Here is a 21,398-nt window from a genome sequence, read left to right on the forward strand (position 1 = left end):
ATTTTATGTGGTAAATTATGTGTTTTGCAGGTGCAACATGATGTTACATTTTTATTATCCTGAATTCTGTCCGTCTGTTTAACTGATGCTCTTGTGAGCTGCAGTGTACACCGTTTTTACAACGGTTAAGTAATTTTCTTTCTCCATAGCCGCGTCCAATAATGCGTTCTTCATCAATACCCCCGGTATCAATAATATACTCTACCGCGGCGTTAGCTCTTTTTTGTGACAGTGATTGATTATAGTCATCATCCCCTTTACTGTCGGTATGGGAACCTAATTCGATATAGATATCAGGATTATCTTTTAATATCTTAATCAGTTTATCCAGTTCCAGGGCGGCATCCGGCCGTATGTACCATTGGTCAAAGTCATAATAAATATTTTCTATCCGTATAGTCTTATTCAGTACTATCGGATCAAGGTAAAGGTTCTTTTTAATTATTTGTGTTGCTGTTAAGCCCTTTGTTGATACGATTAAATTATCGCTTAGATATCCGGCCTTTTCGGCACGTAAAGTATAATCAACATCCTGTTTCAATGTAAAGCGATAATTACCGCTGGCATCTGTAGTACTCCTTATGATGCCGTCTTTGGTAAGCGTAACAGCACTGTTGGCGAGTGGTCTTCGGGTGCCTTTTTCATAAACCACACCTTCAAGCATAATTTTAATATCAGGTTTTTGCGTGAAGCTATAAATATCATCGCTTCCCTGTCCCCCAACCCTGTTTGAAGATAAATAACCAGTACTATCGCTGGTAAGCATGTATGCAAAATCGTCTCGCGGTGAGTTGATAGGATAGCCTAAGTTTTGTTTAATGTAAGTGTTGTTTTTTGGAGTGGCTTTAAATATATCAAGTCCGCCCATGCCGATCCCGCCGTCTGTTGAATAAAATAAATTCCCTGCGGCATCAACAAAGGGAGTACGTTCGTCGCCGGCTGTATTAAGCTCTTTGAGGTTAACTGGTGGCGCCCAGTCGCCGCCCGGCTCTTTTATGCAGCTGTAAATATCTGTACCGCCCATGCCGCCTGGCATGTCAGATACGAAGTATAGTGTATCACCACCAGGCGTAATATAAGGGTCTCCAGCCGACCATTTATCCGGTGAATTGTACCTGAAAGGCGTCGGCTTGCCCCATTTATTGGTAACAGCGTCTTTTCTGCTTCGCCATATTTCGGGCTTAATAGTTTTTATTTTGGCAGTATCATTAGCGTTTGTAGCCTGCACGCGCGTGATGGTAAAATACATTTCAGTACCGTCGGCAGTAAAGGTTGCCGCGCCATTATGGTATTCCGTCTCGTCAACCAACGGGAAAAGTTCAATTGTATCAGCTATACCATTTTTAAAGCGATATAGCTTTAAATAACTATTAGCCGTCCATCCATATTTTTCTTTATCGATGGGGTCACTGCCGAAATAAAGTAACGGCTTTTTCTTTTTTGTTACCTCTTTAAATTTTTTGTTTTCCCTGTCAGAAGTAAAAACAACGGTATTATTATAGCTTGCTGCTCCCCAGTCAGACTTTGGGCTGTTCAGCATCCGCTCATTTTCGATATCAACTGGTTTAGGGTTTTGCATCCATCGTACTGCAGAGTCGCATGAGGTTGTCCATATCTTTAACTTGGCTTTATTAACATCCTTACTTAACGTATAATAACGGACGTATTGAGCTTTTGCTTCAGCGTACTTGGAGTTGTTTTGCAAAGCTCTGGCATAGTGAAAAAAGTTTTCAGGAGGCGGGTTTTCCATTTTTACAACTTTGGCGTACCAAGCCTCTGTTTCTGCGTAACGCTGCATCAGGCGGTAGCTGTCGGCAATTCGCTGGGTTATATACAGCGTAGAGTCTTTTTTATAAGCCTTAAGATATAATTCGACCGCTTTGCTGTAGTTAAACAGCTTGTATTCCTCGTCGGCTTGTTTTAACACGTGCTGAGCCATTGCCAGGCCTGGTAAAACCATAGCTGTAAAAAAAATTAATATGGCTAAAAGCTTCTTCATGCTGTATTATATTCGTTTACCCTTAAAAATATCGTGGCGTTAACATCCTGCTTTGGCGCGTTTTTATGTAAAAGCCTACCGATATCTCGTGCGTTCCGCCGCTATATCCCTTTAACGGACCAACTGAAAAGTCAAAGGCATATCCAACACGCAGATTTTTCGCCGGGAAAACTTCAGCAGCCAATACTGCTGAGTTTAAATTACTCAAATCGCCCTGCAGATAGTTTTTGCTATATAACTTTACTCCGGTACGGTATGAACCGCCTATCCATATCTTTTCGCCAAACATAAAAAAGGCGTTAATATCCAAACTGGTCGGGCCGCCGCGGTCGTCTTTAAGCAGTAAGCTAGGCTTTAGCATTATATCCTCGTTGAGCGGTATTAGCATACCCGCTGTTAGGTAATAATGTGGCTTAGGCTGAGCTACGTATGCTTTGTTACGTATATCAATATACTGAGAGATGAGGTTGTCTGCCGATAGCCCTGCATAAAACTTGCTGTCAGAATAGTATATACCCAGCCGGCCATCAGGTAAGATGGCGCTTTGGGTGCCTAACGGCATTTCAGGTTCGGGATCATTAGGATCAAGCAGGTTGCCGTTGGTGCTTAACTGCATCAGGCCCAAACCTAAGCCAAACGCCAGGCGGGTATCTTCATCGTCATTAATACGTAAACGATAAGCATAGTTGGCATAAGCCGCCAGGTTACTTTGCGCCCCAAGCCTGTCATTTGATAATTGAAACGCTAAACCTACATTGCCATTATTAGCTATAGCGTCAACCGCCAGTGACATGCTGCGCGGCGAGCCTTCAATACCTGTCCACTGCGAGCGGTAAAAACTATGCAGGTTGATATTTTCTTTGTAACCGGCATAAGCAGGGTTAATGTATATACCGTTAAACATATACTGGCTTTGTTGAGCGTCTTGCTGAGCGTAAAGCAGGCGGGTGCTTAATGTTAAAATAAACAGTACTACTATCCGCCGTATATAATATGTTTGCCGCATAATACCAGGGGTATATATCATTTTCTAAGTGTTCTTATCAGGGTAATATAACCTTTGTAGGTTGTCCAGTTAGTACTGCCTGTTTCCAGTACACGTAATATGTAATAGTAAGTGCCTTCGTTTAGTCCGGTACCGGCCCAACTGTTATCATATTGTTTTTTCTTATAAACCTCATTACCCCAGCGATTTACTATCACCAAGTCATTTTGCACAAACTCTTCTATCCCGCGGATCTCAAACAAGTCATTGATGCCGTCTCCATTAGGCGTAAATAAAGTTGGGATCTTAATAGTAGAGTTAGGACTTATGTTGAGTGTTACTGTGGCCACGTTGGTATAATATCCAAACAGGTCTTTTACGCGGTAAGTAAACTCATCCGGTCCGCTGTAGTCAGGATCAGGGGTGTAGGTAACTACACCATTTCCAATTTGTATTGTACCATGTTCAGGTTGTTTAATGATCTCGATAGATTGCGGATCAAACGTAGAATTACCCGGATTATCATTTTTTAATATCTCAACAACCTTGGGTTTATTTAAAAACGCCAGCGTATTATCATTAACGGCCACAGGTGATTTTGGTACAACGGTGGTTGTACCGGCATTAGCAGTAACACTGTTCCCGTTACCGCTTTGCGCATTTACGGTGGCATTGTTAACCACGGTGCCTGCATCTTTATCCGCCTGGGTAAGTGTGTAGGGCGGCAGCACTGTTACGACCGAGTCGCCGGCTGCTAGTCCGCCGCCGACATTTATAGGGCTATTGGTAATTCCAAGCTTCGGATCGGTTATCGACACAGAGGTTAAAGCCGTTTGCCCTGTATTACGGATCACTAACGTGTAAATGATGTAAAATTCAGTAAATTCTCCTCTTTTTGTCAAACTAACCCCCGCGTTACCTTGAGGAGTAAATGTTACCACTGTAGAGTCATTTCCTTCGGTAGTATTCGGGTCGTCAGAAACCCCGCCGACAGTATTGTTGCTTTGATCGGTAGCCGTTACAGCGGCCTGGTTGCTGAAACTGCCGCTATTGATCTCGGCTTGCGTCAAGGTATGCCGTGCTGTTACTGTTGCCTCTTCACCACCATCAAGAGTAGGTATAACCGATGGTGAAATGGATCCCGCGTCAGCGCCTGCATCTGTAATAACAACATTGGTGAGGGCGGTATTCCCGGTATTGGTAACAGTTAAGGTGTAGTTGATCACATCGCCCGCCGCATTGCCACTGTTTGTAGCCACTTTATTAAGCACAATTGAAGCGGCAAAAACAGTGATGTTTACTGTTATAGGGTCGGATATAACCCCGTCGGCCGTAGTAAGTGTGTAGGTATACGTATCGTTTCCGATAAAGCCTGTGGCGGGTGTATAGGTTACGGTACCATCAGCATTCACTACTGTTGTGCCATTAGTACCATTAGTTGCGTTTACGGTTGTGCCCGTACCACTAGGCCCATCGTTTGATTTTACTGTAGTAGTGATCGGCGTGTTTACCGGTGTTGTCCCCGAATCGTTTACTCCTGTAGGTTTAATATCTACCGTTACGGTGATGGGCGGAGTGGTTACCCCGTTTTTGGTGAGTGTGTAGGTATAAGTGTCTTTGCCAACGTAGCCGTTTTGAGGTGTATAAATAACCTGGCCGGTAGGGGTTACTGTTGTTGTGCCATGGGCGCCGTTAGTAGGGTTTACCGTCGCGTCAACACCGGCCGGACCGTCGTTAGCGCGTACATCTGTTGTAACCGGAGTATTAATGGGCGTAGTAGTAGCATCGTTGGTGCCGCTAGAGCCCGTTACGTTAATGGTCACAGTTATCGGGTCAGAAACAACGCCATCAGGTGTTGTTAAAAAATATGTATAAGTATCTGTCCCTGTAAAGCCGGCATTAGGTGTGTAAATAACATTACCTGCACCATCAACAGCTGTGGTACCATTGGTGCCATTAGTGGCGGTTACGGTTGCAGTAGCAAGATTTTGCCCGTCATTAGCCTTAACATTGGTTGATACAGGCGTTCCTGGCGTTGTACTGTCGGTATCATCTATCCCTGTAGGTTTTACGTCAATAGTAATAAGCGCGCTTACGCTTTCAGATCCGAAGTTGTCTTTTATGGTATACGGCAACGGTATGGTCTTCCCGGTAAAAGTAGCCAGCGGCGTAAAAGTAACACTCCCGTTTGCCGGGTTCACAGTGAAAGTTCCCTGCCCGGCTATAGTGACTGATGCTCTCTTGACATTATCTGCCGGATCTATAAGTAATACGGTGGCAACATTTACAGTGCCATCAGCATCAGTATCGTTAGCTGGTATATTTAAGGTAACAGCTGTCCCCTTTGTAGTCGTCCCCTGATCGGCAACTGCAACCGGTATCTGGTTAATACCAAAGTTTACACCCGAAACATTCAGGCTGGTGCCCGGAGTGCGCACCTGTACCAACATATCAGGAGTACCAGGCTCTATCCCTGTATTGCCTGCGTTATTTATTCCATACGCTTCGCCAGAAGGTTTCCAGTTAGAGGGCAGGTTCGCCGTCACATCGCTTAACGAAGCACCTAACGCCACATCATTGGTTGATATGGCTACACGATAAGTGCCGTTATTAGCGTTGCTAAGGGCATAAGTGCCGTCGCCTGCCACTTGTGCTTTGTTTACTATGGTATTTGTGTTATCAACAAGGTAGGCGTACAGCAACTGGCCGGATACGTCCTGCAGGCCTTCGCCGGTGATAGTGCCGTCGGCACCGCCGTTTCCGTCATTAAACACCGTGCCCGATATGGTTACGCCTAAAACGTCTTTAAGGCGATAGTCTTCAGTTTCACCGTCGGCTGCAAATGATACGCTGCGTTCATCAAGTGGTGTATTGGTGTTGTCTATAAGTGCGGTAGTTGTGATTCGGAACCGTGAGTATAAAGGCCCTGTGCGGATATTATTCCGGAAAAGTGCGTTTGGATAAGTTAGAATGAAATTTTGATTAACGGTATTAGCGGGAACATTTACGCTTACCTGCTCGTCGGCATTAAAAATCCCGTCCTGGTTAAAATCGAGCCAGCCTCGCAATCGTGCGGCAACATTCTTGTTGTTAGTGGCGCGCAGCGTAATCACAATATCACCTGCCTGATTTACTTTAACATTGGGCAGTGCAGCCGGATTCAATGAGTTCTCGTCATCATTTCCGGTCAAATTATCGTTATTAGAGTTGGCATTACCAACCGGCTGGCCGTCCGGATCAACATTGTCAGCACCAATAAAAACGGTGGCTTGTGCTACCAAAGGCGTCGTATTATAATCAACTACGGCATAGGTGCCATCGCCGGCAAAATAATCGGTTATTTGAAACTCTTCCATGTAATGCCCGGTGGTACCATAGCCTTCCGGGTTATCGCCCAAATCAAAAGGTAACACAAAGCCTATAGCCATAGCGGTAAGGCCCGAGCCCTTCATGGACACATCATCCAGTTCCCGCGCCCCCCGTGCAAACATAACAGCCTGTACTCCAAAGTTGCCCGGCAACAGGTCGGCATATAACCTGAATGACCTTCCATTGTTTGTTAAATCAAGTTTATAGCGCTCATCAGCATCATTCCCCTGTGTTCTTTTATTCAGCAATTGCCAGGCAATTGAGTTTGGCGTTGTACCTGAAATGTACTCCCCTCCTGCATCGATTGATTCGGCATCGGCAATGATCATGCCCGGGTATACAACATCAGTGTACACGCCATTTATTAATATCGCAACTTTAACATCAATGTCAAATGTCGCCGTGCCACCATACGGCGCTGAAATGCCTGAGGCGGGTACGCCCCTGGAATCAGGCTTTGGTAGGTTGTTACCCGAATAAATGAGATCAAGTCCGTCACCGCTGAAACTACCCGGCGTGTATGCCAGCATTGCGGTGCCTCCAACAGTTTGAAGGTTACTGATGATGGCAGTTATGCGCACCGTTGGAGAAAATTGCCAAACATAGGTTCCGTTGATCAGATTACCTGCATTAGCTCCTGCAGGCTGCGAAATAAGTGTTGAGCCGGTAGCGTTTTGATCCCATGTGAGCCAATATACGGAGTTAACCAGGTTGGTACCGGCACTGCCGCCTACGGCATACTGCGCCGAGGCTTTTGTAAACACCTGCATGAATAAAATACACAGAAAAAACTTGAGTAAGTATTTTTTAATCATAGGATATCACTTTGATACATGAGTACACACCCAATATTAGTTTTTTATTATGGCTACCGCGTATTTCATTTAATATATTTTATAGCAGATGTAATGCATGAAGCATAAACGCTATTAGCAAATATAAAGGCAGACGGTAAAATTAGTACCTGTAATCCTTTATACTGCCATTTTAAAAGAAATGTTCGCAGAAAATTAATCGAAAAAGGAATATCTATAATTATAGGTAAATTAGCGATTTTCGCGGGGAGGCAGCTAAAGCTTAACCGGCTTGTAAATTTGTTGCAATTTTTCATACAACTGATCCGCCTGGAAAGGTTTAGAAAGGAAATCCTGCATGCCAACTTCCCTTATTTTTGAATGAATATTACCTGATACTGAAGCCGTAATGGCAATAATTGGCGTTTGTGCCTTAGCGGGATTGTTTAATGCACGTATGGCCGCAGTAGCTTCATAGCCATCCATTACGGGCATATGAAGATCCATCAATACGCCATCGAAATTATCACTCGCCAACCGGTTAACGGCTTCGCGCCCGTTAAGCACTACCTCGGTGTGCACATCCCATTTTGCCAGCAATTTTTCTAGAAGCATAATATTAATGTTGTTATCCTCAGCTATCAGCAATTTAAGCCCCTTCATGCTTTTTTTTACGATAGTAAAATCTGACGAAATATTTATTTCATCGTGTGATAATTGAAAATCAATTTCAAAAGAAAATTCCGACCCTTTCCCGGCCTCACTCTTTAAATGTATGTTGCTGTTAAATAATTTAAGCAGTTTTTTTACAATAGCCAGCCCAAGGCCGGTGCCACCGTATTTTCGTGTTGTATCTGATGATGCCTGCGTAAAAATATCAAATATGGCTTCCTGGCGGCTTATATCTATACCAATACCAGTATCGGTTACGGTAAAACGCGTCAGCACTGTATTATTGGTTGCTGTAACCACCTTTACACTTACGCCTACCATGCCGTCACTGGTAAATTTTATAGCATTACCGGCTAAATTGTATATAATTTGCGTTAAACGGGTAGGGTCTGTTATAACCAGGCAGTCTTTCAATTTAGGATCAACCTCCAGTTTCCATGCCAGGGCTTTTTCAGCCGCTTTTATACCTAAACCGGTACATATTTGGTGCAGCAGCGCCGGCAAACTTACCGGAACAGTTTCCAGTTGTATTTTATCCAGCTCGATCTTATTATAGTCAAGTATGTCATTAATAACTGATAGCAGGTTGGTGGCAGAAAATTCAAGCACATTCAGATAATCTTTTTGTTCTTCTACTGCGGTATCCTTAATCAGGTTAGTCATGCCGATAACGCCGTTAAGCGGGGTACGCAGCTCATGCGACATAGTAGATAGAAATACTGAACGTGATTCAGCCAGGGCCTTAGCTTCTTTTACGTTTAGTTCAAGCTGATCATTAAGGGCCTGCTTTTCCTTTAAATTTTGAGTAAAAGCATCATAGTAAACATAATGCACGAAAATGAATGTCAGGAAATTAAGCAGTATTATGATGTCCATCCCGGGCGAAGGGAGTTCCTGTGCTACTAATTTAAAGTGCCCCCAAATACTTTCCTTCGTTAAAATAAATACCATTAGGGGCGACATGGCCATAAAGGTGTACCAACCAGCCCGTGACCCGCCAATAAGATAATAGCTTACCAGGCTCGTCATAAAAATTAGCTGAATAGTAAAAATATTTATATGCTGTACGTAAATAAAAAGGTTTGTCCAAATCATTACCAAACCGCAAATAATCATCGCGTGCGCAATTGCAGCGGTAGCCGAAGGCCGATAAAGAACAACCTTTATTAAAAATAAAAAGATAAAAACTATGGCAAGCGTGCGAGTTATCTGTAGATATTGCTGATGCTCAATGGCAAAGGGTAATGCTATAAATAGTTTAGCGGTAGAAAACAGCAAAATGATCAGGACTATTTTAATTTTTGCTTTTTTAAAAGAGTCCGGTTCTAAGGCTAAAACCTTCCTTAGCGAGAAGTTAAAAAAGGGTAATTGCGCTTTCATCTAGGGTTAGCACAAATATGTAAATTTTTTACATATACCCATGTATAAATACGCGGTCAATAATATATTTCGCCCTGAATATCAGCTTGATTGGCAAAGAGCGAAGGGGTACGGGCCGTACGGTATGCCCTTATTAATTTTCTTTAAACTTTTGGCTCATCGTTATCAGGCTATCTGTTAAAATCACTGAACCTTTGTAATTGGTATGTACACGGTCAGCAAACATATCGTTAGGCAAGTTGATAGTGTTCAGGTTAACGAATTTATATTTAGCCTTGTTTTGTTCCATGATATTTAAAATATCAGCAAAGTCTATCGCCTTATCACGGTATGCGGGCAAATAAGGAGCTAAAAAATAGATCAACTGGTTGCCGGCGTTATTGCATTTATTTTGTACCTCGGCAAGGTTTTTTATAAACTGCCCTCTTCTTTTAGCAAGGCGATAGGGCTTCATGTTGAGCGCTTCATTTATTATATTTTGCGATATGTTGTTTTGATTCAACCAGTCGTTGTCTGACTTGGATAGGTAATAAATGCTCCTTAAAAAAAATTCGTTATTAAGCCGCAATAAGGCCAGGTTATCATAAACTGTACCTGCAAAACTTTTTTTAATAGGTTCGGAGTTTGATATATAGTAAGCATACTGGTTATCAAACTCAACCTCGACATCATATAAACTTGATAGCTCGACGTAAATAACAGCGTTTTTGTTGGCTGCGTTAACATCGTCAAGCAAATCTACCATGTTGGCATAGGGCTGGCCATTAAATCCAAGGTTTATAAAATCAAGCTTTAAATTTTCGTTAGCGTATTTTTCATTTATAGAATTTACCGCCCTTGATGCTCCAATAACAAAGTTGTTGTGCGTTTTATCCCTGAAGTAACGGCTAAACCTGAAGTTGGATTTAGCATCAAGCACGGCTTTAATACCTATATAGAGCGCCAACTGGCTTACAAATGCAACCGCAATAAATATAATTAACCTTGTAAGGAAATGTTTCATTGCTTAAAACTGAAAATATATAAACGCGTTGCCGCCAAAAGTGGCAAACAGCAGCGTATTGATCAATAAAAAAATGTTGATGAAAAAAGTAGCGTAATTATTCTTTTCGTAGTAATTAAAGAAATAAATATCAATGAATATAACCAGGCTCACCAGATAAATTATTTTGCCTATTACAAATAAATTGAGCAACTGGAAGCTATCCATCATAAATATATGCTGTACGATATAGATAGCGTCGCCAAAAGTTTGTGAGCGGAAAAATATCCAGGTAAATACAGCGTATACAAAAACAAAGAACATGCTCAGGTAGTCGTTAAGCCACTGGGGTAATTTTTTAGCTATTTTCTTCCTTTTTTTACGGGTGTAAAACTCGTAAATCATGGCAATCCCATACAGTACGCCAAATATGATAAAGTTCCATCCCGCGCCGTGCCAAAGCCCGCTCAGGAAAAATGTAATAAATAAGGCCAGTGCTACACCCAACTTGTCCAGGTTTCTGAAAGCGATAACCAAAGGAGTAAACAAATAATCATTCAACCAAGTTGACAGCGAAATATGCCAGCGCTGCCAGAATTCGGTAACTGATTTACTCATAAACGGCCTGTTAAAGTTCACTTTAAACTCTATGCCGAATATTTTACCAAGCCCGAGAGCAATGTCTGAGTAACCCGAAAAGTCACAATATATCTGGAAGGCGTAAAATATGGCAGCCAGCAATATCTGGAAATCAGATATAACATGCACATTTTTGTATGATTCATCAACCATTACCGCAATAGTGTCGGCTACGGCCATTTTTTTAAAAAAGCCGAGCGTCATTTGTGATATGCCGCGCGTCATCCGCTCGCCGTCAACCGTACGCTTGTGTAAAAATTTGGGCAACATGTCGGCAGCACGCGAAATAGGCCCTGCTACCAGTTGAGGGAAGAAGCATACAAAACCCGCATAGGCCACAAAATCTTTAGTAGGCTCCAGTTTTTCCTGGTTAATATCAAACAGGTATGACAGCGAATGGAAAGTGTAAAACGATATTCCTATCGGCAAAATGATATTCAGCGTGGTAATATCAGGTTTATAACCAAACGTCTCAGCCATTTGGTTAAACGATCCGATAAAAAAGTTGAAATATTTAAAATAAAACAAGAGCCCCAGGTTAATCACCACTGCCCAAAACATCAGGTTACTTCGTTTTTTAGGGTCACTTTCTTTCCCCATCCATAAACCGAAATAATAGCCTACTACACAGTTAAATATCAGCAACCCCAAAAACCGATAATCCCAATAACCGTAAAAAACAAGGCTGGATAAAAGGATAAAGTAATTTTGATACTTTAAACTGTTGCGTAATAGAAAATATATAGTGAAAAATATAGGGAGGAAAATAGCAAAGCTATAGGAATTGAAAACCATTGGTTTAAGTAAAATGCAGGCTTATTAAATGTTGCTCAATAATTTAAGGTGTCAAAACTACTATTTTAACCAGTATTTGCGATATAAAATCGCCAGACTTTTTAAAATACCTGGATTTATAAATTAATTTCGGCGTTATTAATAATTCGCTTACGTTTACAGTTGGCCAATAATTTAAAAAGCGTAGCACAAACGCGATACTAGAAGATATAATTATGAAGGTTTTTTCTCAGTTAAAGAAAAACTTAAAAAAGGACTTTTCCAATCTAAAAACTATTAAAGTTGCCTTATTAGGTGATACGGCTACTCAATTCCTAAACCAGGCATTACGCGCTACAGGTTATGATATAGATTATAACCTTGATATTTGGGAAGCAGACTTTAACCAGGTAGAAGGACAGGTGTTTGATCCGACTTCGGAATTGTATGAGTTTGAGCCGGATGTTGTAATCATCTTTCTGTCGAGTCATAAGTTGGTAGCGAGGTACAACAAACTTAAGCCCGGGCAATCCGGTACAATGGCCGACATGCAGTTAGCACAGATACAAAACCTTTACGAATCGGTTAAATCACGACTAAAAGCCAAGGTTATTTTTTATAATTATCAGGAGATTGACGATCATGTGTTCGGCAATTTTGCAAATAAAATACAATCATCTTTCCTGTACCAGTTACGTAAGCTAAACTTCATGCTGATGGAGTACGCCTCCAATACGCCCGATTTTTACATTTGCGATCTTTCGTCAATACAAAACCAGGTAGGGAAGCAATTTTGTTTCCAGCCCTCGGTGTACATCAACACCGAGATGGTGTTAAGCATTGATATTTTGCCCGAAGTGGCGGCTAAAACGCTTGATATTATTGCGGCTATAAATGGCAAGTTTAAAAAATGTCTGATTCTTGATTTAGACAACACCACCTGGGGCGGAATCATCGGTGATGACGGGTTGGAGAACATTCAAATAGGCGCATTAGGTATTGGTAAAGCGTTCACTGAATTTCAGTACTGGGTAAAAAAATTAAAGAATCGCGGTGTAATATTGGCCGTGTGCAGTAAGAATACCGAATCAATAGCTAAGGAGCCGTTTGAAAAGCATCCTGATATGGTGCTCAGATTAGAAGATATAGCCGTATTTATAGCCAACTGGGAAAACAAAGTAGATAATATACGTACCATACAAAACATTTTAAATATCGGATTTGATTCCATGGTGTTTTTGGATGATAATCCTTTTGAGCGTAATATTGTGCGAGACAGTATACCTGAGCTTACAATTCCTGAATTGCCCGAAGATCCGGCGGAGTACCTGGAATATCTTTATCCGTTAAACCTGTTTGAAACCGTTTCTTTTTCGGAAGAGGACGCCAAGCGCACTGCGCAGTATCAAATTGAAGCACAAAGGGTGGTTACACAGCAAAGCTTTACCAATGAAAAGGACTTTTTAAAAAGCCTCAACATGCTTTCGTTGGTTGAGCCGTTCAACAAGTTTAATACACCGCGTGTGGCACAACTTTCGCAACGCTCAAACCAGTTTAATTTACGCACTATACGTTATACCGAAGCCGATATTGAGTCGCTGTCCAAATCAAGTGATTATTTTACTTTTGCATTTACGCTGGAAGACAGGTTTGGCGACAACGGGCTGATATGTATTACTATACTTAAAAAGCAAACAGATGATACACTGTTTATTGACACATGGCTTATGAGCTGCCGCGTATTGAAAAGGGGGATGGAAAACTTTGTATTAAACACCCTTGTCAACTCTGCTAAAGAGCACGGTTATACTTATTTAAAAGGAGAATATTTGCCCACGGCTAAAAATGAAATGGTGAAGAACCATTACAAAAATTTAGGTTTTGCCGAACAGGACGGTATATGGATATTAAACGTAAATGAATACGAAAACAAAGAATGCTATATAAGTAATAAATAAATTATGGAAGACAAAGAGATATTAGAAACAGTTAACGGTATTTTTATTGACGTGCTTGACAATGACGACATTGCTTTAACACCCGAAACTACTGCCAATGACGTAGACGACTGGGACTCCCTGAATCACATACAACTGGTGGTTGCTATTGAAAGAAAGTTTAAGATACGCTTTGGTTCACAGGAGATACAAAACTGGAGCAATATAGGGGACATGATTGCGTCTATTAAAGCTAAAACCGCGTAATTGATGATGAAATTTCACCATGTGGGGGTAGCCTGTCGCGACATTAATGAAGGCATTGCAGAAATGTCAAAGATCCACGAGATATCGGTGGTCAGCAAAATTGTAAAAGACGAACAGCAAAATGCCGAATTATGCATGCTGACGCTGGCTGACGGGGTTAACATTGAACTTATAGCGGGTAAACAGGTAGAGGGGTTTGTGAAAAAGGGGATTACCTATTACCATTTGTGTTACGAAGTGGAAAATATAAACACTGAAATAGAGCGACTCGAAAAAGAAGGAGCCTACCTGTTATCCGCGCCCAAGCCGGCCATTTTGTTTGATAACAGGGAAGTGGCTTTTTTGCACGTATCCTATGGTATAATCGAATTACTAAGCCTTGCATAGCTCTTACAATCGATTGAAATATTTTCGAGTGCCGTAGTTGTAAACCAAATTATTTTCGGAATTTTGGCGTACAATTATTATAAACTATCATCATGAAACTTGGCTTAGGCTTATATAAACACATTTTAACCGACGACAACTTCAGATTTGCCAAACAGGCCGGAGCCACGCATATCATTGCCCAACTGGTTGACTATATAAAAGGCGACAGCCCTACACTGACTAAAGACTTTTTGAAAGGTTGGGGTACCACCCAAAACCAGGGTAAACTGTGGAAATATGATGATTTGGTAGCCTTGCGTAAACAGGTAGAATCGCACGGGTTGACGCTGGCAGGTATCGAAAATTTCGACCCTTCTCACTGGTACGATGTCCTGCTTGACGGGCCTAAGAAGAAACAGCAGATTGAAGATGTAAAGACGATGATACGCGATATAGGTCGTGCGGGCATACCTGTAATGGGTTATTACTTTAGCCTGGCCGGTGTATGGGGATGGACAAACGGACCTATGGGGCGCGGAGCAGCCAACTCTATCGTGTTTAATGCGAGCAAGATTGATGTGCAGGATCCTGTGCCCAACGGTATGGTGTGGAACATGACCTACGATACGCAAGCTGCTGGCGGAAACATTGGCAGTATTAGTCGTGAAGAGATGTGGGGCAGGTTAAAATACTTTCTTGATGAACTTATGCCCGTGGCCGAGGAAGCGGGTGTTAAAATGGTTGCGCACCCCGACGATCCGCCGCTACCGGTTATGCGTGATACTGCCCGCTTGTTTTACACACAGGAAGAGTACGAAAAGCTGCTGACAGTGAACCCGAGCCCCAACAACGGCTTTGAATTATGTATGGGCACCGTACAGGAAATGGTGGGAAGCGATGTGTACGCGATGTTAGATAAATATAGCAAGGCCGGTAAAATTGGTTATATCCACTTCCGTAATGTGGTGGGTAAGGTACCACATTACCGTGAGGCTTTTATTGACGAAGGTGACGTAAACATGGTAAAAGCTCTGCGCATCCTGAAAAGCAACAACTACGACGGTGTATTGATACCCGACCATACACCTGAAATGACATGCGCAGCTCCATGGCACGCGGGTATGGCATTTGCCTTAGGGTACATGAAAGGCGCCATGCAGGCAATTGAAAGCGAATAACACCAGTGTTCAATTTTGCTTAATACTCCATTAATTATAGCCATAGCTATAATTAAATGGTAGCAAATTGTGGTGTCAGAACAAAACCTGTTGATTATTTAGTTTAAAATTAGCGATAGCTAACAGGGCATGTCTATAAACAGAGGCATCCCCTGTTAATACTTTATGACAACGTATCCGGACTTTTGCGTTTGCTGATAGCCTACTACGTAAAAATACGTGCCTTCGGGCAAGCGTTGGTTAGTGATATTTGATAATCCTTCAAAACGCTTTGTATCATTATCATAGCCTGTGGTTTCGAAAACCTTTATACCCTTGCTGTTAGTGATTAATACCGTGTTTTCAGGGTAGCGGTTAATATTCTCTATCTGCAGGTAATCATTAACGCCGTCAGCATTTGGTGATATAGCCTGATTTAAACGTATATCCGCAACATTGCCCGCCATACTGGTGGCTGGTTTTCCTGTAACCGTTAAGGTGCCCGGCAAATACGTAATAACATAATTATTTGATAGCGCGCCGCCTGCAGTGATCGGGTAAGCACCCTCTGGAGATATAATGTTTGCTGTGGTGATAAACTCGGGTAGCCTTGTCAGGTTGGCGGGCTTTTCGCCATACACAAACCCGGTGTAGGTAGCCGTAAGCGTTGGGTTATCCTGGCCCACAGCCTTAACTTTATCGTCTGCTTTAATAGTGAGTTTTGCCTTAGTTATTTCTAGCACGCCGCTCAATTTGGCATTACCCAATTTGCCTGTAATGGTAGTAAACCCTGTACCAGTTATATGTATTTTATTTTTAACTACAGTTGCTACATTTGGGTTGCTGCTGATGTAGACAACGCCCTTATACTCCGGTTTAGGATTAAAATCGGGGGTTCCGTAAGCCAGGCTAGCCGCCGGAGTGATTTTTTTTACAGCTGTTACCAGCGAGTAAGGATATTTGTGGGTGGTTTTTGAAGCATGCCCGCCAATGTTAATATAATAGGTGCCGGGTGGTAATGTGTCAGTTACAGGCGAGTTCAGCTTAATTTCGGTTATATTATTTTCTCCGTCAGTCAGCAGTATTTTTTTTATACCTCCCAGCTTGTTCGCCGTTATATTTATGCTAAGTGCCGATGGGCTTTTAAGCGTAATTTTAAAGGCATCAATGTCTATCGGCTGGTTGTTTTTGTTAATGGTGATAAACCCCTTAGTAGTGCTATTTTCGGCAATGCTATATGCCGATGCAATTTCGGCAGGTTCATCCAACCCGCGCAGCAGGCTGTAATAGTCGCTGGTTTCATCCGTATGAAACTTGTTAATCATCAGTGTATCGGTAGCGTTAATATACTGGCTTTGCAGGGGCACCAGCCCATCGTCTGATGAAGCTATCCATGTTTTGGGGATATTAATCAGCGACAGTAAATTTTCAGTGCTGTTTAACGCGCTTACCGTCCCGTTTTCAACCCCGTTTGCATCCACATCAGCATTATAAAAAATCGGCGAATTTTTTATAATGTTCTCGTTGCCGCCAAAAAGGTAAAGCCCTGGTGTGGCAGTGCCCGGCATGGTGGCCCGCAGGTCTCGCACCGCGTCAGACTTGCCATCTATATTAATCAATTGCAGCAAAGATGGAGAGAGGTCGGTAATATTGGTGCCATAATGTGGCGTGCCAATAGTAATAATTTTAGCTATATCATTGTTAGAATATAAGCGGATGTATTCGCGTATGGCTAATCCGCCCATAGAGTGGCCCAGCAGCACAACCTTTGTGGCACCGGTTTTTTGTTTAATGGCATCAATAGCCAGTTTAAGGCCGTACCCTTGCCTGGAGATAGCGGCCTGGTTGCTTAAATTCGACAGGTTGTAAACCGTGACTGTGCCATGTTTAACCGCAGTGGAATTAAAAATGCCGCGCGTTACCGTAAGCTTACTGCCGGATACGGCAGCTATTTGCATAAACTCATTTTCAACGCGAATGATGTCACCGTTATTAAACTCGTTGGCGTAGGTAACATTAAATTGTGTACCCGAGGCGGTTACACCACCCGAAGTACTTATGGATGGTTTAAACACTATGGGCCCAAGTTTATGCACTATTGGGGTTTTGCCGTTAGCATGTACATTAAAATTTATCGTGTAAAAATCTGCTACTGGCGGGTTTGTAAATAATTTAACATCATCTTCCTTTGCTACGCTCCGTATTTCCGCGCTGCGCTTATAGTTTAAGGTGATAGCTATTTTACCACCAAATTTTAATCCGGCGCCGGCAAGATGGTCAACTATATCGTCAAACTTATTATCCTGCTTGCCCCAGCTGGCGTCATCAGAGTTAATACCATGAACAAAAATGATAGGGTATGGGGTGTTTTGTGCCGCTAACGGGTTAATAGCAACCAGCACGGGCAGTAAGCATAGCGCAGTTAACCGCAATAATTTAGTGATTGGTTTTAATCTCATTTTTTTGAAACGGAGACGCGAAGCTCCGGATTGGAAAGTTTAATGTTTTAACTGGTAATCAACAATAATTAATAGTAAATATAGAAATATTATGATATCAAGACGCCTTTATTACTTATTGGCGTAGCTTATTTTGTGTCGCAGTTACCCCCTCATATTGCCGTGTTTGCACCGCACCATACATGCATATTGCCTTTACATTTGTATAGAAAAATTTATCCTGTCATCAATTCATTCAATTATACAGTAAGACACGCTAATTAGTAAATAGCTTATAATTAAATCATTAGGCATATATTTAACTAAATACTACACAGAACATGAAAATCCTAAAAAACATCCTCATTGGTATAGCGATCATTATTGTCGTTGTGCTATTGGCGGCATTATTTATAACCAAAGATTTCGCTGTTGAGCGGACCGTTGTGATCAACAAGCCTAAACAGGTAGTTTACGATCATGTAAAGTATTTAAAAAATCAGAACGCGTTTAACGCCTGGGCTAAACAGGATCCACATATAAAGTTTACATATAGCGGTACCGATGCTACTGCTGGTTTTGTGTCGGCATGGGAAGGCAATAAGGATGTAGGAAAAGGTGAGCAGGAGATAAAATCACTTACGCCCGGCGAGCGTATAGACTACGAATTGCGCTTTATTGAGCCGATGCCATCAGTATCTCCCTCCTATATCGCCTTTGAAGGTCTTGATGCCACACAAACAAAGGTGAGGTGGGGTATGAGCGGAAGCTGCACCTATCCTATAAATATTATGGTTCCGTTTATGGACGGCATCTTAGGCAGCAAGTTGGAAGAGGGACTTGCCGATTTAAAAACTATACTCGAAAAAAATTAAGTTATTCACCTATAAATTTAAGAAGATGTTAATTAACCCTTATTTATACTTTAAAGGAAACACCGAAGAGGCCTTTAACTTTTACAGCTCAGTGTTTGGCACCGAGATAGTTATGATTATGCGCTTTAAAGATACCCCGGAAGCTGGTAACGTATCAGCAGCGGATCAGGATAAAATTATGCATATAGCCCTGCCTATAGGCAAAAACAACGTTTTGATGGGCAATGATATGGTTGGTGCCGATGCCGATAAACTTACCATAGGCACTAATTTCCATATAAGTTTCAGCGCCGAGTCTAAAGAGCAGGCGGATAATATATTTGCCTGGCTATCGTCAGGCGGCACTATTACCGTACCGCTTGAAACTTCTTTTTGGGGCGCTTATTTTGGTATGTGCACCGATAAATATAACATACAATGGATGGTAAGCTATGATGAGCGTTATCAATAAATTATAAACATCTTAAATGTAATAACTATGGAAAACAAGATCTTAAAAATGTCGGCAGACATCAATGCACCAGCTGAGGCGGTGTGGGACGTTTTAGTAAAAGATGAATTAAACAGACAATGGTATGCCGCATTTTCCGAAGGCAGCCATGCAGAAACCGATTGGCAGCAAGGGAGCCGGGTGATTTTTACTGACGATAGTAAGAGGGGCGTTACCGGGATTTTAACTACTGTAGAGCCTTATAAAATTATTTATATAGATTACGACGGCGAAGTTGTAAATGGCCAGGCGGAGTTAAATAGCCAGGATGCCATGGTAGGCGCTCATGAAAGTTACGTATTGGCGCATAAAAACGGGGTTACCCATTTAGACGTTGAACTGGGCGTACCCGATGAATATGCTGAAATGATGGAGGAGATGTGGAAAAAGGCCTTGCCAATACTTAAACAGCTGGCAGAAAATTTAAATAAATAGCAAATGAAAAAAATAAATATCTGGTATTGGGTGTTTACGGTATTGCTATGCCTGAGTATGGTTCCTTCAGCAATTTTTAACTTACTATCATCAAAAGAGTGGATAGATATTTTTAAATCGCTTGGTTACCCGGCGTATTTATTACCTTTTTTAGGAGTAGCTAAGTTTTTAGGTATCATAGCATTGCTTGTACCGGGGTTTAACCGCCTTAAGGAGTGGGCATATGCAGGCTTCTTTTTTGATATAGCTGGTGCACTATATTCAGCCATTGCCCTTAAGACGCCCTGGATGTACCTCTCAATATTTTTGGTTTACTTTTTATTGATCGGATTATCATACATCTATCATCATAAAAGACTAAAGGCAGGGCAGAATTAGTTTTTTTTGGCGTATTAAACCATTTGATAATTTATTTGTCATAACAAAGTCATTACAAACTTGGCAATATTGAATAAATATGTTAACTATGCAATCGATTGTTTTGACTGTAAGTCTTTTTATTTAGAACGGGTAAAAATAAACTATTTAATTTTTTGCCCTTTAACAAAAGCTTATTATTGATTGAGTTAAAATAAGTTGAAAAAATCTGATAATTCGAATATGAAAAAAATGTTGATGATACCGGGCGTGGTAATGGTACTGATGCTGGCAAACCCGGTGATGAATGCTGCACAAGCACAAACTAAAAAGAAAGCGCAAGCGGCCGCTGGCGCTAAGGCATCACCTGCTGATATTGCAGCAGGTAAAGAATTGCTGTCAACATCAGACTGCCTGGCTTGCCATAAGGTTGATGTTAAGTTGGTAGGTCCGGCGTATATAGACGTAGCCAAAAAATATCCGGCTAACGAGGCCAACTACAACAAACTCGCTAAAAAGATTATAGCAGGCGGCGCAGGTGCCTGGGGCGACATCCCTATGTCTCCGCATCCTGCATTATCAATGGCTGATGCGAAAAAGATGGTGAAATATATCCTGTCTGTTAAATAAATGCATTGAAGGCGTGCCTTCATCTTAATTAAAAGTGTTGCTTGATAAAATCTGCTTGTAGTGATAATTAAAAGCAAACAAATAGTAATAAAACAGCTGCCTGGAATTGTCCTGGTAGCTGTTTTTATTTTTTTAACGGCTTTTAATTGCGGTGATGCTGCGCTGCGGCCTGCACCTTCGCCAAAAGTGCTTGTATTTAGCAAAACAGCCGCTTTCCGCCATGGTTCAATAGCTGCGGGAATAAAGGCCATACAAAAGCTGGGCGCCGATAACAGCTTTGATGTAGACACTACTACAGAGTCAAAAAAATTCACTCCCTCAATTTTAAAGCAATACGCTGCTGTTATTTTCCTTAGTACTAGCGGTGATGTACTTAACAATGATCAGCAACAGGCATTTGAAAATTATATCAGGTCGTCGGGCGGTTTTGTCGGTGTGCATTCAGCTACCGATACAGAGTATGACTGGCCGTGGTATGGAAACCTCGTAGGCGCATATTTTAAAAATCACCCGTTTTTTCAGCAAGAAGCTATCTTAAACATAGTTGACGCGAACCACCCGGCTACCAAAGGTTTGCCCGCACAGTGGCGTAGAAAAGATGAATGGTATAATTTTAAATGGATAGCGCAGGGATTAAAAGTGCTGATAAAGATAGATGAAGCCAGTTACAAAGACGGGCAGAACGGCGCAGACCATCCAATGGCATGGTACCATGAGTATGACGGCGGCCGGGCATTTTACACCGCTTTAGGTCACACCAACGAATCCTACGCCGAGCCATTATTTCTTCAACATTTGCTTGGAGGGATAAAATACGCCATCGGTAAAAAGCAATAAACTTAACCAGTT

The 21,398-nt window shown here is 41.8% G+C and carries 17 protein-coding genes; 10 read left to right on the forward strand and 7 right to left on the reverse strand.

Annotated elements, in window-relative coordinates:
• Positions 1-43: 43 nt before the first annotated feature.
• The 6 genes from DJ568_RS10395 to DJ568_RS10420 all read right to left on the reverse strand — a co-directional run bounded on the left by DJ568_RS10395 (position 44) and on the right by DJ568_RS10420 (position 11,615).
• A complete protein-coding gene (locus tag DJ568_RS10395; protein ID WP_114005207.1) occupies positions 44-1,999 on the reverse strand; it encodes an OmpA family protein in 1,956 nt (651 codons plus the stop codon).
• Positions 2,000-2,021: 22 nt separating this feature from the next.
• Positions 2,022-3,026, reverse strand: coding sequence for a PorP/SprF family type IX secretion system membrane protein (locus DJ568_RS10400; protein WP_233496673.1), 1,005 nt, complete (start codon positions 3,024-3,026; stop codon positions 2,022-2,024).
• Positions 3,023-7,123, reverse strand: a complete 4,101-nt coding sequence (locus DJ568_RS10405) for a CshA/CshB family fibrillar adhesin-related protein (protein ID WP_158534921.1) — start codon at positions 7,121-7,123, stop codon at positions 3,023-3,025. The genes DJ568_RS10400 and DJ568_RS10405 overlap by 4 nt, the downstream gene beginning before the upstream one ends.
• Positions 7,124-7,423: 300 nt before the next feature.
• Positions 7,424-9,199: an ATP-binding protein gene (locus tag DJ568_RS10410; RefSeq protein ID WP_114005209.1), complete on the reverse strand. Its 1,776-nt coding sequence runs from the start codon at positions 9,197-9,199 to the stop codon at positions 7,424-7,426.
• A 133-nt stretch (positions 9,200-9,332) separates the two neighbouring features.
• Positions 9,333-10,202 carry a hypothetical protein gene (locus tag DJ568_RS10415; protein ID WP_114005210.1) on the reverse strand — a complete coding sequence of 290 codons (870 nt, stop codon included), beginning with the start codon at positions 10,200-10,202 and terminating at the stop codon, positions 9,333-9,335.
• Between the two features lie 3 nt (positions 10,203-10,205).
• Positions 10,206-11,615: an MBOAT family O-acyltransferase gene (locus DJ568_RS10420; protein WP_114005211.1), complete on the reverse strand. Its 1,410-nt coding sequence runs from the start codon at positions 11,613-11,615 to the stop codon at positions 10,206-10,208.
• A gap of 215 nt (positions 11,616-11,830) precedes the next feature.
• Here DJ568_RS10420 and DJ568_RS10425 point away from each other — a divergent pair, with 215 nt between their 5' ends.
• The 4 genes from DJ568_RS10425 (at position 11,831) to DJ568_RS10440 (ending at position 15,345) form a co-directional block, all read left to right on the forward strand.
• Positions 11,831-13,552, forward strand: coding sequence for an HAD-IIIC family phosphatase (locus DJ568_RS10425; RefSeq protein ID WP_114005212.1), 1,722 nt, complete (start codon positions 11,831-11,833; stop codon positions 13,550-13,552).
• A 3-nt stretch (positions 13,553-13,555) separates the two neighbouring features.
• Positions 13,556-13,798, forward strand: coding sequence for an acyl carrier protein (locus DJ568_RS10430; RefSeq protein WP_114005213.1), 243 nt, complete (start codon positions 13,556-13,558; stop codon positions 13,796-13,798).
• A 3-nt stretch (positions 13,799-13,801) separates the two neighbouring features.
• Entirely contained in the window at positions 13,802-14,185 is a 384-nt protein-coding gene (locus DJ568_RS10435; RefSeq protein ID WP_199560955.1) for a VOC family protein, read from the forward strand.
• 92 nt (positions 14,186-14,277) lie between these two features.
• Positions 14,278-15,345 carry a mannonate dehydratase gene (locus tag DJ568_RS10440; RefSeq protein WP_114005215.1) on the forward strand — a complete coding sequence of 356 codons (1,068 nt, stop codon included), beginning with the start codon at positions 14,278-14,280 and terminating at the stop codon, positions 15,343-15,345.
• 155 nt (positions 15,346-15,500) lie between these two features.
• Here the strand turns inward: DJ568_RS10440 and DJ568_RS10445 are convergent, their stop codons facing one another.
• Positions 15,501-17,783, reverse strand: a complete 2,283-nt coding sequence (locus tag DJ568_RS10445; protein ID WP_114005216.1) for an alpha/beta fold hydrolase — start codon at positions 17,781-17,783, stop codon at positions 15,501-15,503.
• Between the two features lie 320 nt (positions 17,784-18,103).
• On the opposite strand from DJ568_RS10445, the gene DJ568_RS10450 reads away from it, so the two are divergent.
• The 6 genes from DJ568_RS10450 to DJ568_RS10475 all read left to right on the forward strand — a co-directional run bounded on the left by DJ568_RS10450 (position 18,104) and on the right by DJ568_RS10475 (position 21,386).
• Positions 18,104-18,637 carry an SRPBCC family protein gene (locus tag DJ568_RS10450; RefSeq protein WP_114005217.1) on the forward strand — a complete coding sequence of 178 codons (534 nt, stop codon included), beginning with the start codon at positions 18,104-18,106 and terminating at the stop codon, positions 18,635-18,637.
• A 25-nt stretch (positions 18,638-18,662) separates the two neighbouring features.
• On the forward strand, positions 18,663-19,088 hold the full coding sequence (locus DJ568_RS10455) for a VOC family protein (protein ID WP_114005218.1): 426 nt from the start codon (positions 18,663-18,665) through the stop codon (positions 19,086-19,088).
• Positions 19,089-19,115: 27 nt separating this feature from the next.
• On the forward strand, positions 19,116-19,562 hold the full coding sequence (locus DJ568_RS10460; RefSeq protein ID WP_114005219.1) for an SRPBCC family protein: 447 nt from the start codon (positions 19,116-19,118) through the stop codon (positions 19,560-19,562).
• 3 nt (positions 19,563-19,565) lie between these two features.
• The gene (locus tag DJ568_RS10465; RefSeq protein WP_114005220.1) at positions 19,566-19,940 is read left to right on the forward strand and encodes a DoxX family protein; all 375 of its coding nucleotides are present in this window, start codon (positions 19,566-19,568) and stop codon (positions 19,938-19,940) included.
• Positions 19,941-20,162: 222 nt separating this feature from the next.
• The gene (locus tag DJ568_RS10470) at positions 20,163-20,549 is read left to right on the forward strand and encodes a c-type cytochrome (RefSeq protein ID WP_114005221.1); all 387 of its coding nucleotides are present in this window, start codon (positions 20,163-20,165) and stop codon (positions 20,547-20,549) included.
• Positions 20,550-20,609: 60 nt separating this feature from the next.
• Positions 20,610-21,386, forward strand: coding sequence for a ThuA domain-containing protein (locus DJ568_RS10475; protein ID WP_233496674.1), 777 nt, complete (start codon positions 20,610-20,612; stop codon positions 21,384-21,386).
• Positions 21,387-21,398 lie beyond the last annotated feature (12 nt).

The sequence above is a fragment of the Mucilaginibacter hurinus genome (genome assembly GCF_003324525.1).
Lineage (GTDB): Bacteria > Bacteroidota > Bacteroidia > Sphingobacteriales > Sphingobacteriaceae > Mucilaginibacter > Mucilaginibacter hurinus.

Bases quoted from the DNA above. Each gene is read 5' to 3' on its own strand.
- DJ568_RS10395 (WP_114005207.1), bottom strand. From the start codon at position 1,999: ATGAAGAAGCTTTTAGCCATATTAATTTTTTTTACAGCTATGGTTTTA.
- DJ568_RS10400 (WP_233496673.1), bottom strand. From the start codon at position 3,026: ATGATATATACCCCTGGTATTATGCGGCAAACATATTATATACGGCGG.
- DJ568_RS10405 (WP_158534921.1), bottom strand. From the start codon at position 7,123: ATGCAGGTGTTTACAAAAGCCTCGGCGCAGTATGCCGTAGGCGGCAGT.
- DJ568_RS10410 (WP_114005209.1), bottom strand. From the start codon at position 9,199: ATGAAAGCGCAATTACCCTTTTTTAACTTCTCGCTAAGGAAGGTTTTA.
- DJ568_RS10415 (WP_114005210.1), bottom strand. From the start codon at position 10,202: ATGAAACATTTCCTTACAAGGTTAATTATATTTATTGCGGTTGCATTT.
- DJ568_RS10420 (WP_114005211.1), bottom strand. From the start codon at position 11,615: ATGGTTTTCAATTCCTATAGCTTTGCTATTTTCCTCCCTATATTTTTC.
- DJ568_RS10425 (WP_114005212.1), top strand. From the start codon at position 11,831: ATGAAGGTTTTTTCTCAGTTAAAGAAAAACTTAAAAAAGGACTTTTCC.
- DJ568_RS10430 (WP_114005213.1), top strand. From the start codon at position 13,556: ATGGAAGACAAAGAGATATTAGAAACAGTTAACGGTATTTTTATTGAC.
- DJ568_RS10435 (WP_199560955.1), top strand. From the start codon at position 13,802: ATGATGAAATTTCACCATGTGGGGGTAGCCTGTCGCGACATTAATGAA.
- DJ568_RS10440 (WP_114005215.1), top strand. From the start codon at position 14,278: ATGAAACTTGGCTTAGGCTTATATAAACACATTTTAACCGACGACAAC.
- DJ568_RS10445 (WP_114005216.1), bottom strand. From the start codon at position 17,783: ATGAGATTAAAACCAATCACTAAATTATTGCGGTTAACTGCGCTATGC.
- DJ568_RS10450 (WP_114005217.1), top strand. From the start codon at position 18,104: ATGAAAATCCTAAAAAACATCCTCATTGGTATAGCGATCATTATTGTC.
- DJ568_RS10455 (WP_114005218.1), top strand. From the start codon at position 18,663: ATGTTAATTAACCCTTATTTATACTTTAAAGGAAACACCGAAGAGGCC.
- DJ568_RS10460 (WP_114005219.1), top strand. From the start codon at position 19,116: ATGGAAAACAAGATCTTAAAAATGTCGGCAGACATCAATGCACCAGCT.
- DJ568_RS10465 (WP_114005220.1), top strand. From the start codon at position 19,566: ATGAAAAAAATAAATATCTGGTATTGGGTGTTTACGGTATTGCTATGC.
- DJ568_RS10470 (WP_114005221.1), top strand. From the start codon at position 20,163: ATGAAAAAAATGTTGATGATACCGGGCGTGGTAATGGTACTGATGCTG.